At 55.8% G+C, this 14,602-nt stretch carries 14 protein-coding genes; 8 read left to right on the forward strand and 6 right to left on the reverse strand.

The window, feature by feature from the left end:
- Nucleotides 1-156 precede the first annotated feature (156 nt).
- From ACN0XM_RS10855 to htpX, 3 genes are all read left to right on the forward strand, one after another.
- Nucleotides 157-1,371 carry a pyridoxal phosphate-dependent aminotransferase gene (locus ACN0XM_RS10855; protein WP_417566945.1) on the forward strand — a complete coding sequence of 405 codons (1,215 nt, stop codon included), beginning with the start codon at nt 157-159 and terminating at the stop codon, nt 1,369-1,371.
- Nucleotides 1,372-1,381: 10 nt separating this feature from the next.
- Nucleotides 1,382-1,852 (forward strand): hypothetical protein, encoded by a 471-nt coding sequence (locus tag ACN0XM_RS10860; protein WP_417566946.1) that lies wholly within the window; start codon nt 1,382-1,384, stop codon nt 1,850-1,852.
- Between the two features lie 95 nt (nt 1,853-1,947).
- Nucleotides 1,948-2,829 carry a protease HtpX gene (gene htpX, locus ACN0XM_RS10865; RefSeq protein ID WP_417566947.1) on the forward strand — a complete coding sequence of 294 codons (882 nt, stop codon included), beginning with the start codon at nt 1,948-1,950 and terminating at the stop codon, nt 2,827-2,829.
- Between the two features lie 48 nt (nt 2,830-2,877).
- On the opposite strand, the gene pdxB is transcribed toward htpX, so the two are convergent.
- The 3 genes from pdxB to ACN0XM_RS10880 are packed head-to-tail and all read right to left on the reverse strand — an operon-like array spanning nt 2,878 to nt 5,897.
- Nucleotides 2,878-4,029, reverse strand: a complete 1,152-nt coding sequence (gene pdxB, locus ACN0XM_RS10870) for a 4-phosphoerythronate dehydrogenase PdxB (protein WP_417566948.1) — start codon at nt 4,027-4,029, stop codon at nt 2,878-2,880.
- A 17-nt stretch (nt 4,030-4,046) separates the two neighbouring features.
- Complete coding sequence (locus tag ACN0XM_RS10875; protein ID WP_417566949.1) at nt 4,047-5,336, reverse strand: DEAD/DEAH box helicase; 1,290 nt, start codon at nt 5,334-5,336, stop codon at nt 4,047-4,049.
- A gap of 6 nt (nt 5,337-5,342) precedes the next feature.
- Complete coding sequence (locus ACN0XM_RS10880; RefSeq protein ID WP_417566950.1) at nt 5,343-5,897, reverse strand: elongation factor P hydroxylase; 555 nt, start codon at nt 5,895-5,897, stop codon at nt 5,343-5,345.
- Between the two features lie 183 nt (nt 5,898-6,080).
- Here ACN0XM_RS10880 and dsbD point away from each other — a divergent pair, with 183 nt between their 5' ends.
- The gene (gene dsbD, locus ACN0XM_RS10885) at nt 6,081-7,979 is read left to right on the forward strand and encodes a protein-disulfide reductase DsbD (RefSeq protein WP_417566951.1); all 1,899 of its coding nucleotides are present in this window, start codon (nt 6,081-6,083) and stop codon (nt 7,977-7,979) included.
- Nucleotides 7,980-7,988: 9 nt separating this feature from the next.
- Here dsbD and tusA read toward each other — a convergent pair whose 3' ends face one another.
- Nucleotides 7,989-8,228, reverse strand: coding sequence for a sulfurtransferase TusA (gene tusA / locus ACN0XM_RS10890; protein ID WP_417566952.1), 240 nt, complete (start codon nt 8,226-8,228; stop codon nt 7,989-7,991).
- Nucleotides 8,229-8,314: 86 nt separating this feature from the next.
- On the opposite strand from tusA, the gene ACN0XM_RS10895 reads away from it, so the two are divergent.
- Nucleotides 8,315-8,605 (forward strand): antibiotic biosynthesis monooxygenase family protein, encoded by a 291-nt coding sequence (locus ACN0XM_RS10895; RefSeq protein ID WP_417566953.1) that lies wholly within the window; start codon nt 8,315-8,317, stop codon nt 8,603-8,605.
- Here ACN0XM_RS10895 and rlmM read toward each other — a convergent pair.
- A complete protein-coding gene (gene rlmM, locus ACN0XM_RS10900) occupies nt 8,602-9,678 on the reverse strand; it encodes a 23S rRNA (cytidine(2498)-2'-O)-methyltransferase RlmM (protein WP_417566954.1) in 1,077 nt (358 codons plus the stop codon). The two genes, ACN0XM_RS10895 and rlmM, sit on opposite strands and share 4 nt — an antisense overlap.
- A 115-nt stretch (nt 9,679-9,793) precedes the next feature.
- Here rlmM and ACN0XM_RS10905 point away from each other — a divergent pair, with 115 nt between their 5' ends.
- The gene (locus ACN0XM_RS10905) at nt 9,794-11,632 is read left to right on the forward strand and encodes a diguanylate cyclase (RefSeq protein WP_417566955.1); all 1,839 of its coding nucleotides are present in this window, start codon (nt 9,794-9,796) and stop codon (nt 11,630-11,632) included.
- 43 nt (nt 11,633-11,675) lie between these two features.
- On the opposite strand, the gene ACN0XM_RS10910 is transcribed toward ACN0XM_RS10905, so the two are convergent.
- Entirely contained in the window at nt 11,676-12,323 is a 648-nt protein-coding gene (locus ACN0XM_RS10910) for an alpha/beta family hydrolase (protein WP_417566956.1), read from the reverse strand.
- Between the two features lie 220 nt (nt 12,324-12,543).
- Here ACN0XM_RS10910 and ccoN point away from each other — a divergent pair, with 220 nt between their 5' ends.
- Both ccoN and ccoO read left to right on the forward strand, forming a co-directional pair.
- Complete coding sequence (gene ccoN / locus ACN0XM_RS10915) at nt 12,544-13,974, forward strand: cytochrome-c oxidase, cbb3-type subunit I (RefSeq protein ID WP_417566957.1); 1,431 nt, start codon at nt 12,544-12,546, stop codon at nt 13,972-13,974.
- Nucleotides 13,975-13,989: 15 nt separating this feature from the next.
- On the forward strand, nt 13,990-14,598 hold the full coding sequence (gene ccoO / locus ACN0XM_RS10920; RefSeq protein ID WP_417566958.1) for a cytochrome-c oxidase, cbb3-type subunit II: 609 nt from the start codon (nt 13,990-13,992) through the stop codon (nt 14,596-14,598).
- Nucleotides 14,599-14,602: the final 4 nt, after the last annotated feature.

Genomic DNA, 14,602 nt, shown 5'->3' on the forward strand with positions numbered 1-14,602 from the left:
ACAAACCGGTTCAGCTTTGCACTGTAAATCTGCCTGAACACGACACAATTCATCATAATTCCCCTGTTGCCGCCGCCCTCCGCTCCGCTAGAATAAAGGGCTGTCGTTTTGGCAGGTGTCATGTTCCGATCTCACAAAGAAGGAAGCCCGGGTCCTATGCAGAACTACCATAAATCCGCCAAGCTGGATAACGTGTGCTATGAAATACGTGGCGTAGTTCTGCGGGAAGCACGCCGACTGGAAGAGGAAGGCCACCGGGTCCTCAAGCTGAACATCGGCAACCCCGCTACATTTGAGCTGGATGTGCCGGAAGAAATCCAGCAAGACGTTATCTACAACATGCACCTTGCCCAGGGCTATGTGGAATCAAAGGGCCTGTTTTCCGCCCGCAAGGCTGTAATGCACTATTGCCAGCAGCGGGGTATCGACAAGGTCGATATTGACGACATCTACCTTGGCAACGGCGTCAGTGAACTGATCGTCATGACCATGCAGGCCATGCTCAATACCGGCGATGAAGTATTGATCCCGGCTCCGGATTACCCGCTCTGGACAGCAGCTGTGACCCTGTCCAGTGGCAAACCGGTGCACTACCGCTGTGACGAACAGCAGGACTGGTTTCCGGACATCGATGATATTCGGAAGAAAATTACCCGTCGTACGCGGGCGATTGTGCTGATTAACCCGAACAATCCGACCGGTGCCGTCTACTCAAAAGAACTGCTTGAACAGGTGATCGAGCTTGCCCGAAAGCACAGCCTGATCGTTCTGTCCGACGAGATTTACGATAAAATTCTCTACGACGGAACCCAGCATATTTCCACCGCTTCGCTGGCCGATGATGTTCTGTTCTTCACCTATAATGGACTGTCAAAAAATTACCGGGCGGCTGGTTACCGCTCGGGCTGGATGATTATCAGTGGCGCCAAACACCGCGCCAAAGACCTGACTGAGGGAATTGAGATGCTCTCAAACATGCGCCTGTGTGCCAACGTGCCGGCCCAGTTGGCCATTCAGACAGCACTGGGTGGTTACCAGTCCATCAATGATCTGGTAGCCCCGGGCGGTCGGCTCTACGAGCAACGGGAGACGGCCTGGCGGATGCTCAACAATATTCCGGGCGTAAGCTGCGTTAAACCCCAGGGCGCCCTCTACTTGTTCCCGAAGCTGGATCCCAAGCGCTTCCCCATCGTTAATGATGAAAAGCTGGTACTGGATCTGCTTCTGCAGGAAAAAATCCTTCTGGTGCAGGGCTCGGCGTTTAATATCGATGACAAGCAGCACCTCAGGGTGGTTTTTCTGCCCCGGGAGGACACGCTGGAAGACGCCATGGGCCGGCTCGGAAACTTCCTGGGCAAGTACCAGCAATAAGGGGAGCACCATGGCTGATCTTCATGTCGAGGAGTTCTACAAGGATGCAGCAATTGCCCTCGTGCAGCTTTACAACACCTTTCCAAGGCGAATAAACGTTTTTGTCGAGGATATCGCCGGACCGGACGACCCCGATGAGTTCGGCCTGCACAGCGCGCGGCACATGGCCTGTTTTGGCGCCCTGCTCTGGCTGGCGGAGGAAGGGCTGCTGCGTTATGTGGATACCATTCGCCAGGAAGCGCTTGATCAGGCAGTTTTGACCCGGCATGCCTTCATCCGCCTCAGTGCTCCGGCGCCAGCATCTCTGACCCAGCCATTGGGGATTCCGGATGAAAAATCTGCCGAAACCCTCCCTCCATCGGTTCAGGAAGACCTCTCCACCCATATCCACCTGGTTCGTACCGCCCTCAGAAGCGGCAACTCGGCGCGCATCAGCCAGATCATGCGGGCGACGTTTTTCGCCGACCACGGCAATGATTAAATCGACGTAAGATCGTTGATTGATTGAACCGGGGCCTCATATATTGGTCTGAACTCCGGTTTTACTTTCCGTGACGGACTGAACAGGGACCTGACATGCGCATTCTGCTGTTTCTGGCAACCAACCTTGCCGTGATCATTGTCGCCAGCTTCACGCTGCGACTGCTGGGGGTAGACAGCTACCTCGCCCAGAACGGTATTCAATATGGCTCGTTACTGGCTTTCGCCGCTGTCTTCGGGTTCGCCGGTGCCATCGTTTCATTGCTTATATCTAAGCCCATGGCAAAGTGGAGCACCAAGGCGAAAGTCATTGAATCTCCGAGAACACCCGCAGAACGCTGGCTGGTGGATACAGTGGCGGAAATGGCTAAAAACGCGGGTATCGGCATGCCGGAAGTGGCCATATTTCCGGCGTCACAGTCGAATGCTTTCGCCACGGGGTGGAACAAGAATGACGCGTTGGTAGCGGTCAGCGAAGGCCTGTTGCAACGCTTCAATAAGGACGAGATCCGGGCAGTCCTTGGGCACGAAATTGGCCACGTCGCCAACGGGGATATGGTGACCCTGGCGCTGATTCAGGGAGTGGTGAACACCTTCGTGATATTCGCGTCCCGGGTGATTGGCTCTTTCGTTGACCGCGTGGTGTTCAGAAATGAGAGCGGGCACGGTCTCGGCTTTTTCGCAGTCAGTATCGTGGCGGAAATCGTGCTGGGAATCCTCGCCAGTACCATTGTGTTCTGGTTTTCACGCCGCCGGGAGTTCCGGGCCGACATCGCTGGCGCACAACTGGCCGGGCGGTCAGCGATGATTAGCGCACTGGCGCGTCTCAAGCAGGAGAGCGAGATCCCGGACCAAATGCCCGATACCCTTCAGGCATTTGGCATCAATCGCGGCGCCCGGGGCGGATTGAGCGCACTCTTTATGACGCACCCTCCGCTGGAAGACCGCATACAGGCCTTGCAGAGCGCAAAGCTCTAACAAGAAACCGGGGCGCTGCCCCGGTTTTTTTCACGCTAACACAACTGATCAGATCTTCAGCTTGAATCCGATCGCCCGAAAACTGTCCTGCAGGGATTTACTTGTTCCCTTCAACTGAATCTTGAGACTGGAGCACTCGCGACGCACCGGATAGTCACGACGAAGCCGGTCAAACGCCGCTCCTCGCCCCTCAACCGAACCGCTCATGACGTTCCGCAATCGGAGATCGTCCCGGCGGGGGTCGTAGCTTGCCCTCAAAGCAATACGGATGGCGTCTTCCTCCTCCGCAGAGCTGGTGAACGAAATTTTGCTCAGAGCCGGCTCCGGCAGAAACTGGCCCGCTTTTTTGCGAACCGGCAAACCAAGAAACTGGCTCAGTGCCTGGTAAATCATTTCCGTGCCCTGAACTTTGCCCTCCAGGCTGTACCCGGCGATATGCGGGGTTGCAAGCCATACCTGGTCAACGAGTTCGGGATGGATTCTTGGCTCATGCTCCCAGACATCCAACACCACAGTGGGCGGATTGGCCTGGTTAAGTCGCGCCAGCAGAGCTGACGAGTCGATAACCTCGCCTCTGCCGGTGTTGATAAGCAACTGACTTGCACCCAGACTATTCAACTCCTGGTCGCCAATCATGTGGAAGGTCGGATGACTGCTCTCGCGGGTTAGCGGTGTGTGCAAGGTCACCACGTCGCACTTCATGGCGTCTTCGAGGGACACGAACTCCTGGCCCTCTTCGTCCCGGTCAGCTCTTGGCGGATCGCAGAGCCGAACGTCAAAGCCAAGGCGTTCCAGCTTGCGCACCAGCTCGCCACCAACGTTGCCGACACCGACAATACCGACACTGAGCTGCGACCAGTCGCTCAGGCCCCGCTTCTCGGCATAAAGAGACAAAACAGACAGCACGTACTCGGCAACACTGTTGGCATTACAGCCGGGCGCTGCAGAAAATCGGATACCCTTCTGTTTGAGCCAGTCCAGATCCACGTGGTCGGTGCCAATCGTGGTCGTACCCACAAAGCGCACACGGCTGTTTTCAAGCAGCTCACGGTTTACCCGGGTAACGGAACGGACCAGCAGAATGTCTGCATCGCGAACCTCTCCGGCAGTCAGTAAACGACCAGACACACGTCGAACCTCACCGATATCGCCAAAAAAGGAGTCCAGTAACGGAATGTTTTCGTCTGCTACGATCAACATAATGATATCTGGCCCTGTCAGCTACGACGCTGACGTTGATTGCGACCGCCCTGACCGCCGCGGCCACCCTGTCCGCCCTGAGGACGGCGACCACGTTTGCGGGTGATCGGCGGGTTGTCCATGGCCACCATGAGCTCTTCATCGGGCACAGTGGTTTTCAATTTCTGGCTGATGTAAGTCTCGATGGCGGGCAGGGAGAAAGAGTCATCCTCACCCGCAAAACTGATGGCAACCCCATGCTTGCCTGCCCTGCCGGTGCGACCAATACGATGGACATAGTCCTCGGCACTGTCGGGAAGATTGTAGTTGAAAACGTGGGTAACACCGTTCACATGAATACCACGGCCAGCAACATCGGTGGCAACCAATACCTGAATGCTGCCTTTCTTGAACTGGTCCAAGGTTTTCAGGCGTTTGTTCTGGGCAATCTCTCCGGACATGAGGGCCACTTTCACGCCCTGGTTCCTGAGATCCTCTTCGAGGTCCCTGCACTGATCACGCCGGTTGGCAAACACGAGGGCTTTTTCCACTTCCGGGCGCTTGAGGAAATTCACCAACACCGGAAGTTTTTCGTCATCGCCCACCAGATAAACTGTCTGCTTTACCCGCTCGGCCGTCTTCTGCTCAGGCTCGATTTCCACAAATTCGGCGTTACTGGTCCACATGGACGCAAGATTAAGAACGTCCTGATTGAAAGTGGCACTGAACAGAAGTGTCTGGCGATCGTCCTTGGGCGTACACTTGCGGATAATCCGCTTCACATCCGGAATAAACCCCATATCGAGCATACGATCGGCTTCATCCAGGATCAGGATATCGATCTGATCCAGGAACACATCCTGGGAACCCAGGAAATCAATAAGCCGGCCGGGGGTGGCGACGAGAATATCAACGATTTCGTTCTGCAACTGATCGCGCTGTTTATCATAGTTCATGCCGCCCACTACCGTTACTACGTTGTGGCCCGTGTGCTGGCACAACTGCTCCGCGTCCTTGGCAATCTGCATGGCCAGCTCGCGAGTTGGTGCCAGGGCGAGAACCCGGGGCTCAGAGGCGCACCGGTCCGCATCTGGAATCGGAGTTTCGAGAAGGCTCTGGATCGCGGTGATCAGGAAGGCGGCTGTCTTACCGGTACCCGTCTGGGCCTGGCCGATCAAGTCTTCACAGGCCAGCGTCCAAGGCAGTGTTTCTGCCTGAATCGGGGTGCAAAATTCAAAACCAATGGCCGTAATCGCATCCAGCAAACGCTTGTCGAGGTTCAGATCACTGAATCTCAGATCGCCGGTGTGTTTTGGGTCAGATGTCATAGAGTCTCAGTTTTCCTGCAAATGTCCTGATTCAGAATATAACGGAGCGATGCGCCGGGCATCTTCATGCCAGCGCTCCCTGAGGATTTCTCCGGTTCCATAAAATGTTGCCAGCGCGTCAAAAAAAGCCTGTGCACGGGCCGGCAGACCGCGTTCCAGAAACTCGCCCGCCTGCGCCCGCACATTCCGGCGGAATCGCTCTTCATTTGCGGCTCCACCTCCGGAGAGGTTGTCCACGCTGATATGGAAGCGTGATCCTGAGGCCAGGGAAAACAACCATTCGATGGCCTGGGGTTTCACTTCCACCTGCTCGAATGCCTGCTGTTGCTGCGGTGTACGGCCATCCGGACAGTACCAGTAACCATAGTCGTGAAGAGTGCGCCGGTGCCCACCAGCAATACACCAGTGGCTTATTTCATGCAAAGCGCTGGCATAATAGCCGTGAGCAAAAACAACCCGCGCCGGCCGGTTCGGCCCGCCCGCCGGTAAGTATTCAGGTTCATCAGTGCCTTTAACCAACTCGGTCCGGTATGCTTCCCGGAACAGGTCATTAAACAGCATGATAAGATCATTTGGACTGTGGTTCATTGGCTCGCTATTGTGCGGCTTTACCGCCTCCAATACCAGAGGGAACTTTGGCGGGAGCCCCGTGTCCCTTGCAGGAGCAACAAACCGGCTTGCCAGTGGCAATTGCACCGAGACAATCCGACCAAACCAGACACTAACCGGGAATTTCTACGATCAATGACGGCTTTCTCTGTACTAACGAAGGTGAAACGCTCCTGGGCACTCCCCCTAACTCTGATCCTGGCGTTCGCCCTGCTTATATCAGCCGCCAACACGGCCTGGGCGCTGGGCAGCAACGGAAGTTCCCTGTTCGGCGGTCAGGGCAAGGAATTTCTCCCAGTAGACGAAGCACTTCCATTCAGTTTCACCACCGATACAGACAGTGTGGTCCTGGCCTGGGATATTACCCCCGGTCACTATCTCTACCTCGAACGGATCAACATCGAAGCCACTGACCCTGGCATCCGTATTGGTGAGCCGATTTACTCCAGCCCAGGCACGGACATTGAAGACGAGTTTTTTGGTAAATCCACCGTGTTTTTTGACCCGGTAGAAGCCCGGGTTCCAGTGGCACTGCCCGAGGGCGTTCGGGAAGCCCAAATTCAGGTAACTTATCAGGGTTGCGCAGAAGCCGGATTATGTTATCCGCCCCAGACCCGGGACGTCCTGTTTTACCGAGGCAGTGGTGGCGCCGGATCCCAGACGGCTTCGGCAGGCGACGTCAACGACAATGAAACCCAGGGACCGGTGAACACCGAGACCGCAACGGGCCTTGCGGGCTTCCTCGCTCGGCAGTCGACCCTGGTGATTGCCGGCGTCTTTCTGCTCCTTGGTCTGGGGCTGACTTTTACGCCCTGCGTTCTGCCCATGGTACCGATTATTTCGTCGCTGGTTTCTGGCAGAAACACCCCTACAACGGGCCATGCCCTGTTCCTTTCAGGCAGCTATGTTCTGGGCATGGCGTTGACCTACGCCGCAGCCGGAGTGCTGACCGGTTTGCTTGGGGCCAGCTTTAACCTGCAGGCGCAACTGCAGTCACCCTGGGTGTTGAGCATATTCGCCCTGATGTTCGTGATATTTGCGCTCTCCATGTTCGATCTGTTCGAGATTCGGCTTCCCCGATTTATCCGCGAACCTCTCAACGATGCCAGCCACCGTCTCACTGGCAGCCGAGTGATCAGTATATTCGGCATCGGTGCATTGTCGGCATTAATCGTCTCTCCATGCGTGTCGGCCCCGCTAGCGGGCAGCCTTCTTTATATTTCAACCACTCAGGATGCGGTGATAGGCGGTATTGCGCTTTTCTCCCTTGGCCTCGGGATGGGAATTCCACTGATTCTGGTCGCAGTGGGAGGGCGAAAATTGCTGCCAACTACGGGGCACTGGATGACTGCAGTGAAGCACTTTTATGGCGTAATGTTGCTGGCGGTTGCAATCTGGCTGGTTGAACGACTGGTGCCGGGCTGGCTGGCGCTGACGTTGTGGGGGCTGCTGATCGCCGTCACCGGTGTTCAGCTCGGGGCATTTGACGCGGCAAAGGCAGGCTGGGAACGCACACGCAAAGGCCTCGGTCTGGTTCTCTTTGCCTATGGCCTGGCGTTGCTTGCAGGCGCGGTTAGCGGCGCCAACGACCCACTCCAGCCACTGGCAGCCTTCACGACGGCGAGCACATCCACAGGATACGATGGCACAACCAAGGCGCGGCATGCAGATTTCCAGCGGGTGGAACAGCCTGCTAAATTAAGGGCCATGCTCAGGCAGGCCTGGGAGCAAGATCGCCCGGTGGTACTGGATTTCTACGCGGACTGGTGTATCTCCTGCAAGGTCATGGAACGCAATGTCTTCAGCAAGCCGGATGTTGTCCAGGCTCTGGCCCCCTACACGCTGTTGCAGATCGACATGACGGACAACACCCCTGAGCAGCAGGCCCTGCTGAACGAACTGGGTCTGTTCGGGCCGCCTGCCATCCTGTTCTATGGCAGGAACGGAGAAGAATTACCTAAGATGCGGGTGCTGGGTGAGATGAACCGCGACGAATTCCTGAATCACCTTCGCGACGTGCGGCTGGACGTCTGAAGCCACCGGTTACTGCCCCCTGCGTATCAGGTAGATGAACAGATTGTCAGACTCCGCCTGACCCACCAGCTCGTGCCCGAGGAACTGGCAGAATCTTGGAATATCCCGTGTGGTGGAGGGATCCGTGGCAAGAACCCGCAAGATGCCTCCAGGTTCCACATCGTTTATGCGATTATGCAACATCATTACCGGTTCCGGGCAGAAAAGACCGCGGGCGTCCAGTTCAGCGTCGTATTCAGATGCACTCAAACCCTGTCTCCTGTCATTTGAGCTGATTTTTCGAAAATACCTGCTAAATTATTGTTTATAACAGTTAAAACATGTGGAGGTTTACCATGATCCGGGTTCTGATTGAACGTCATATTGCTGAGTCACTGGAATCAGCTTACGAAGAGCGCTCGCGCATGGTTTTGCAGCGTGCAGTCAGCGCCCCTGGCTTCATTTCAGGAGAAACACTGATCGACAGCCACGACCCGAATCACCGGATCACACTAGCCAACTGGAGATCCGAGGCAGACTGGGACCGCTGGTTCCATTCCGAGGAGCGTCGGGACCTGATGCTTGAGCTGATTCCCATGATGGATCAGGAAGAGCGCATAACTGTTCTGGAGCAGAGTGTTTTTTAACCTGTCCGCTCGATGAAACACGTTATTTCTTCTCGATCGTGATACAGGTGGCGGGCCCTCAGGCGAAAGCCTATGCCCGCCTCACTGAGCCCGTTTACCAGAATATCGCGGCATATCAGCCACTCATCATAGCGCTTCTTCATCGGCAACTTGAGGTTAAACACCGCGAAGCGGCATAAACCCTCACCAAACCAGGAAACCGCCAGTTTCGCGGTTTTTCTGGGCTGGTCCACAATGTCGCAAACCATCCAGTCGATGCCCCGCTCTGGGCGCCAGCCGTAACCATCCGCCTCAACATGCTCCACCTGGCCCGTGGCCATCAGTTCCGGATTCATCGGTCCGTTATCCACGGCCGTTACCATCATGCCTTGGCGAACCAGCTGCCAGGTCCAGCCACCGGGGGCAGCCCCGAGGTCTACGGCTTTTTTACCGCCGCCGAGGTAGTCCAGCTCCTGTTCGGGTGGAAGGAACACCTTCCATGCCTCCTCCAGTTTCAGGGCAGAACGGCTGGGCGCAGACGCCGGTAACCTGAGCCGTGGAATGCCTCCGGCATAACGGGCCCGGTTATCCGCGAGGCTGAATCCGACAACCGCACTGGAAAAATCTGACAGAAAAACCTCAAGGCGCGCTGGTGCCGGTGCATTCTGGTCTGCCTTGAGCAAACCGGCCCCACGCAGGCCCCGGGAAAGCGGTGAAACCCACTTTCGGGCAAAATTTCCAAGGTCCCGGTCTGTGTTATTTTCCGATAACCGGATTTCGACCCGTGCGCATCCGGGATAGCCTCGCCCCAGACCCTTCAAGCCATCAATAATAGCGCCGACGCGATCCGCGTCCGGCAACCGGAATTCGCCAAGCACCACCGTCCAGTCCCGGACAAACACCAAATCATCCAGAGCCAGGCGAGACATGATGTCATCGGCAGTTTCCGGCGCAGACGGGAAGAAACGCACCAATCCACGGTCTTTGTCCGGCTCGAAGTACCCGAAGACGCCCTTTTCTGCGACCGAGTCAGTCATTTCACGTCCAGCCTCGGTTTCAAACCCGGGCCGGCAAAATACAAGAATCTGTTCCATGCAATACCTGAAAGATGCGAACTGAAGGCCAACCCGCAAAAGTTGAATCTGTTTAACAGCGTCGATTGTCTTCTCTGGCTACACTTCCCGATCTGATATCCGCGGGAAGTACCGAATGTCGCCGATTTTGCGCCTGTTTGCCATCCTGAGCCTTTTGCTGTTTCCTGCCCTGGCAATGGCAGACACCGCCTCGCTAAGGACCGGGTGTCCGACGCTTGAAGCGACGGACAGTGGAGCGCGGGATTCACTGATGCAATACATCTGCTTCTACAGCGCGCCCCCCGGCGAACCCGCCCACAATGCATCGAGGCCCGAGCAACTTCCGGAAGATCTCGCGTGGACACCGGCACATGGCCGGGACCTGGTGTTCAGCGCCACGAAATCAGTGTACTGGGTTCATCTGCATATCCGGAACCCCGGGGAAGAACGCAGCCTGTGGTACCTCAAGCTCAACTACCCCCTGCTCGATGAAATCACCTTCTGGCAAACCGGGAATGATACTACAGAGTCCATCGTAACCGGTGATCAGCACCCGTTTTCTTCCCGTGGAATAGACTACCGGTATTTTCTGCTGCCGGTCTCACTGGATGCCGGGGAAACCCGCACGATTACGCTCCGGGTTCACAGCAGCGGAGCACTGAACGTCCCGTTAAGCCTGGAAACCCCGGCGGAAGTGATTGCCCACAGTAACCACCTGACGCTAACCCATGGGTTGTTCTACGGGGCGTTACTCGTGTTTGCCGTATTCAACCTGCTGCTCTTTTTCAGCTCCGGAACGGCTTACTACTTTTACAACGCCTTTTATTTGGCCGCCCTCGGGCTGTTTCTGTTTGCCATGGGCGGCTTTGCCAATCAGTACTTCTGGCCGAACAACCCCAGCTTTGCCAATGCTTCCATCCCGCTGTCTCTGTCACTGTGCGCGCTGTCCATGACTCTTTTTGGGCGCTCATTCCTGGAAGTCGCCAAAGGAACCATGTCGGAAACCGCTCTGAAAACCCTGGCCGGGTTTTGTATCGGCTTTCTCGCCCTCACGCTGATACTGCCCTACACAAAAACCATTCTTCTGAACACTGTCCTGGCACTGACGGTTATTTCAAGTCTGTTCATCATCGCTGCCGTTCGCTGGAAACAGGGTTACCAGCCGGCCATGTGGTACCTGCTCGCATGGCTGGTGATGCTGATTGGAGGTCTTATCTATGCCCTGGCGGCGTTTGGCTATCTGACTGATTTCCTGGCACGGGAAGCGCTGATGCAGTTCGCAGTGGGCGGACAGGTTATTCTGCTCAACTATGCCATGGTGCAGCGCTGGCGCCTGCTCAACCAGAAACTACTGGAGGTAGAGCACAATGCGCGCACGGAACTCGAATTCAAAGTGCATGAGCGTACCGCACAGCTGAGAAACACCATGCGAGAACTGGAAAAGGCTAACCGCAAACTTTCAACGCTGAGTTTGAATGATGCCCTTACTGGACTGCATAATCGCAGGCATCTGGATAACATATTCCCTGAATTGTGTGCCGAAGCGCGCCGAACGGGCCACACCCTGACACTGGCTCTGGTGGATGCCGATCATTTTAAAGTGATCAACGACACCTGGGGGCACAGTTTTGGAGATACCTGCCTTCAGTTCATAGCCGAAATGCTAACCAGGCATGTTAAGCGCCCCCGGGATATTGCCATCCGGTTTGGTGGTGAAGAGTTTGCGCTGCTGCTCCCGGGAACCGACGCGGCCGGAGCACTTAAAGTCTGCGAGGCATTGCTGGCAGACATCGCCGACACACCGCTGGCATCACCAAATGGAACCGAGGTCAGGATCACCCTGAGCGCAGGTATCGCATCCCTGAGGGCCGGCGAAAGCCAGACTCAGCTTTTCGAGCGGGCAGATGAAGCCCTCTACGCCGCGAAAAACGAGGGTCGCAACCGGGCCCTGCTCTCTGAGACAACCGAAGCCTGACATAACGCATGCCTGAAGCAACCGAATTGCCTTGGCCAGACTCTCAGGAGCTCAGACACTCATCAATGAAACGCCGCGTTTCCCGGGCAGCTTCGGTAATCAGGTCATTCTGGCTGAGCTTCTGGCTCTTCAGTGGCTGAAAATCGTGGTTGCCCCCCTCCAGCCAACGAAGTCTGACAACTTCAAGCTCATGTTCATGTCCGGTCACTTCCTCCGGTTTGCCAAAAGGGTCCCTGGTGCCCTGGAGGACCAGCATTGGCGATTTCAGCTCATGGAAGTGCCCGGTGCGCCACCGATCCGGCTTTCCCGGTGGATGGAAGGGAAACCCGAAGCACGCGACACCATCAATACCTTTACGTTGGCTCGCCAAAATGCTGGCAACCCTGCCGCCCATGGACTTGCCACCAACCAGCAACCTGGTTTGTTCGCCGAGCTCCCCGCGAATCTCGTCAACAAGCAGGGAATAACATTCAAGTAACGCAGGCTGTCGATCCGGCGGGCGCTTTTTTCCATCCAGACGCCTCTTCTGCATGTAGGGGAATTCAAAACGTACCGTGTCGATTCCTTCCTGGGACAGAGCTTTGGCAACTGCTTCCATAAAGGGAGAATCTGCCGGTGCACCGGCACCGTGCGCAAGAATAAGAACAACTTCCGGACGATTCCCACAGCCTTTGATCTTAATCAATCTCATGGAATTCACCTCTGGTGTTTGAGGGTCTATCATTGCAAATCAGGCAACACACATTCCAAGCGCTGAATAACTCCAATTACGGCATAGAAAAGGAAGCCATGTTGCTGATTTCGGCGCATTTGACGGATGTCAGGAGTTGACCTGAGTCATTGCAAACAGCTAATGGTTTCTCCATACTTGCGCCCGCATATTTCCCCACTTTAAACCCATTGGTAAGGCTATGAGCACAGTAAATGCAAACCTGACATACAACTACAAGGTGGTGAGACAATTCGCCATCATGACGTTAGTCTGGGGCATTGTTGGCATGGGAATGGGCGTGTTGATCGCGTCCCAGCTTGTCTGGCCATCGATGAACCTGGACATGCCCTGGACACACTTCGGGCGTCTCCGACCTCTTCATACCAACGCCGTGATCTTCGGCTTCGGTGGTAGTGCCCTGTTTGCCACCTCTTATTATGTGGTACAGCGTACCTGTCAGGCCCGCCTGATCTCAGATGGACTGGCGGCATTCACCTTTTGGGGCTGGCAGGCAATCATCGTTTCGGCAGCCATTACTCTGCCACTTGGCCTTACCTCTTCCAAGGAATACGCCGAACTGGAATGGCCGATCGATATTGCCATCACCATTGTCTGGGTCAGTTACGCTCTGGTGTTCTTTGGAACAGTCATGAAGCGAAGCACGCCACACATCTACGTCGCCAACTGGTTCTACGGGGCGTTTATCATCACGGTTGCTGCCTTGCATATTGGCAATAACCTGGCGCTGCCCGCCAGTGCTTTCAAATCCTATTCCGCCTATGCGGGTGTGACCGACGCCATGATGCAGTGGTGGTATGGTCATAATGCCGTGGGCTTCTTCCTGACAGCCGGCTTCCTGGGCATGATGTACTACTTCGTCCCCAAGCAGGCTAACCGTCCGGTTTACTCCTACCGTCTGTCCATCGTTCACTTCTGGGCCTTGATTGCGACCTATGTCTGGGCCGGTGGTCACCACCTGCACTACTCCGCTCTGCCAGACTGGGCACAAACGGCAGGTATGGTTATGTCCCTGATTTTGCTGGCGCCTTCCTGGGGCGGCATGATCAACGGTATGATGACCCTGTCTGGCGCCTGGCACAAATTGCGCACCGACCCGATCCTACGCTTCCTCGTGGTTTCCCTGTCGTTCTATGGCATGTCCACATTTGAAGGCCCCATGATGGCCATCAAAACAGTAAATGCGCTCTCCCATAACACCGACTGGACCATCGGCCACGTTCATTCTGGCGCCCTTGGCTGGGTTGCCATGATCAGTATCGGCGCGATCTATCATCTGATCCCTAAACTGTGGGGTGTGCAGGCGATGTTCAGCACCAGCCTGATCAACGTTCACTTCTGGCTGGCAACCGTGGGCACGGTGCTTTACATCGTTGCCATGTGGGTGAACGGGATCATGCAGGGCCTGATGTGGCGCGCAGTAAACCAGGACGGCACGCTCACCTACAGCTTCGTTGAAGCACTGGAAGCCTCGTATCCTGGCTACTTCGTCCGCTTCGTCGGTGGCGTGATCTTCCTGACCGGTATGCTTGTTATGGCCTACAACGTCTATATGACCGTGCGCCAGAAAGACGCGGTTGCGCAGGACAATGCAGCAACACAGCCTGCGTAACGGGAGAGAGATCAGATGAAACACGAAATTGTCGAAAAGAATATTGGTCTGATGATCGTATTGATTATCCTGACCATCAGCGGTGGCTTTCTTGCCGAAATAGTACCCCTGTTCTTCCTGAAGAGCGTAAACGAGCCAGTTGAGGGCCTTGAGCCCCTGTCCGCGCTCGAACTGGAAGGCCGGGATATTTACATTCGTGAAGGCTGCCACGTGTGCCATACCCAGCAAATCCGCCCGTTCCGTGCGGAGACCGAGCGGTATGGTCATTACTCCGTCGCGGGCGAGTTCGTTTACGATCGGCCGTTCCTATGGGGTTCCAAGCGTACCGGCCCGGATCTCGCCCGCGTAGGTGGTCGTTATTCCGATGCCTGGCAACGCCAGCACCTTTACAATCCGCGCAGCGTGGTACCCGAATCGAATATGCCAGCGTTCCCGTGGCTGTTTGAGGACCAGGTAGACCATACCAAGACCGCCGCGAAGCTGGAGACTCTCCAGACTCTGGGCGTGCCCTACACCGCCGAGCAGATTGCTGATGCATCCGCTCAGGTTGAAGGCAAATTTGAAATTGAAGCTCTGGTCGCATACCTGCAACAACTGGGTACAGTGATTTCAGAAAAACGGTGAACCC

The organism is Marinobacter sp. (genome assembly GCF_048269445.1).
Lineage (GTDB): Bacteria > Pseudomonadota > Gammaproteobacteria > Pseudomonadales > Oleiphilaceae > Marinobacter.

Bases quoted from the DNA above. Each gene is read 5' to 3' on its own strand.
- ACN0XM_RS10855 (WP_417566945.1), top strand. From the start codon at position 157: ATGCAGAACTACCATAAATCCGCCAAGCTGGATAACGTGTGCTATGAA.
- ACN0XM_RS10860 (WP_417566946.1), top strand. From the start codon at position 1,382: ATGGCTGATCTTCATGTCGAGGAGTTCTACAAGGATGCAGCAATTGCC.
- htpX (WP_417566947.1), top strand. From the start codon at position 1,948: ATGCGCATTCTGCTGTTTCTGGCAACCAACCTTGCCGTGATCATTGTC.
- pdxB (WP_417566948.1), bottom strand. From the start codon at position 4,029: ATGTTGATCGTAGCAGACGAAAACATTCCGTTACTGGACTCCTTTTTT.
- ACN0XM_RS10875 (WP_417566949.1), bottom strand. From the start codon at position 5,336: ATGACATCTGACCCAAAACACACCGGCGATCTGAGATTCAGTGATCTG.
- ACN0XM_RS10880 (WP_417566950.1), bottom strand. From the start codon at position 5,897: ATGCTGTTTAATGACCTGTTCCGGGAAGCATACCGGACCGAGTTGGTT.
- dsbD (WP_417566951.1), top strand. From the start codon at position 6,081: ATGACGGCTTTCTCTGTACTAACGAAGGTGAAACGCTCCTGGGCACTC.
- ACN0XM_RS10895 (WP_417566953.1), top strand. From the start codon at position 8,315: ATGATCCGGGTTCTGATTGAACGTCATATTGCTGAGTCACTGGAATCA.
- rlmM (WP_417566954.1), bottom strand. From the start codon at position 9,678: ATGGAACAGATTCTTGTATTTTGCCGGCCCGGGTTTGAAACCGAGGCT.
- ACN0XM_RS10905 (WP_417566955.1), top strand. From the start codon at position 9,794: ATGTCGCCGATTTTGCGCCTGTTTGCCATCCTGAGCCTTTTGCTGTTT.
- ACN0XM_RS10910 (WP_417566956.1), bottom strand. From the start codon at position 12,323: ATGAGATTGATTAAGATCAAAGGCTGTGGGAATCGTCCGGAAGTTGTT.
- ccoN (WP_417566957.1), top strand. From the start codon at position 12,544: ATGAGCACAGTAAATGCAAACCTGACATACAACTACAAGGTGGTGAGA.
- ccoO (WP_417566958.1), top strand. From the start codon at position 13,990: ATGAAACACGAAATTGTCGAAAAGAATATTGGTCTGATGATCGTATTG.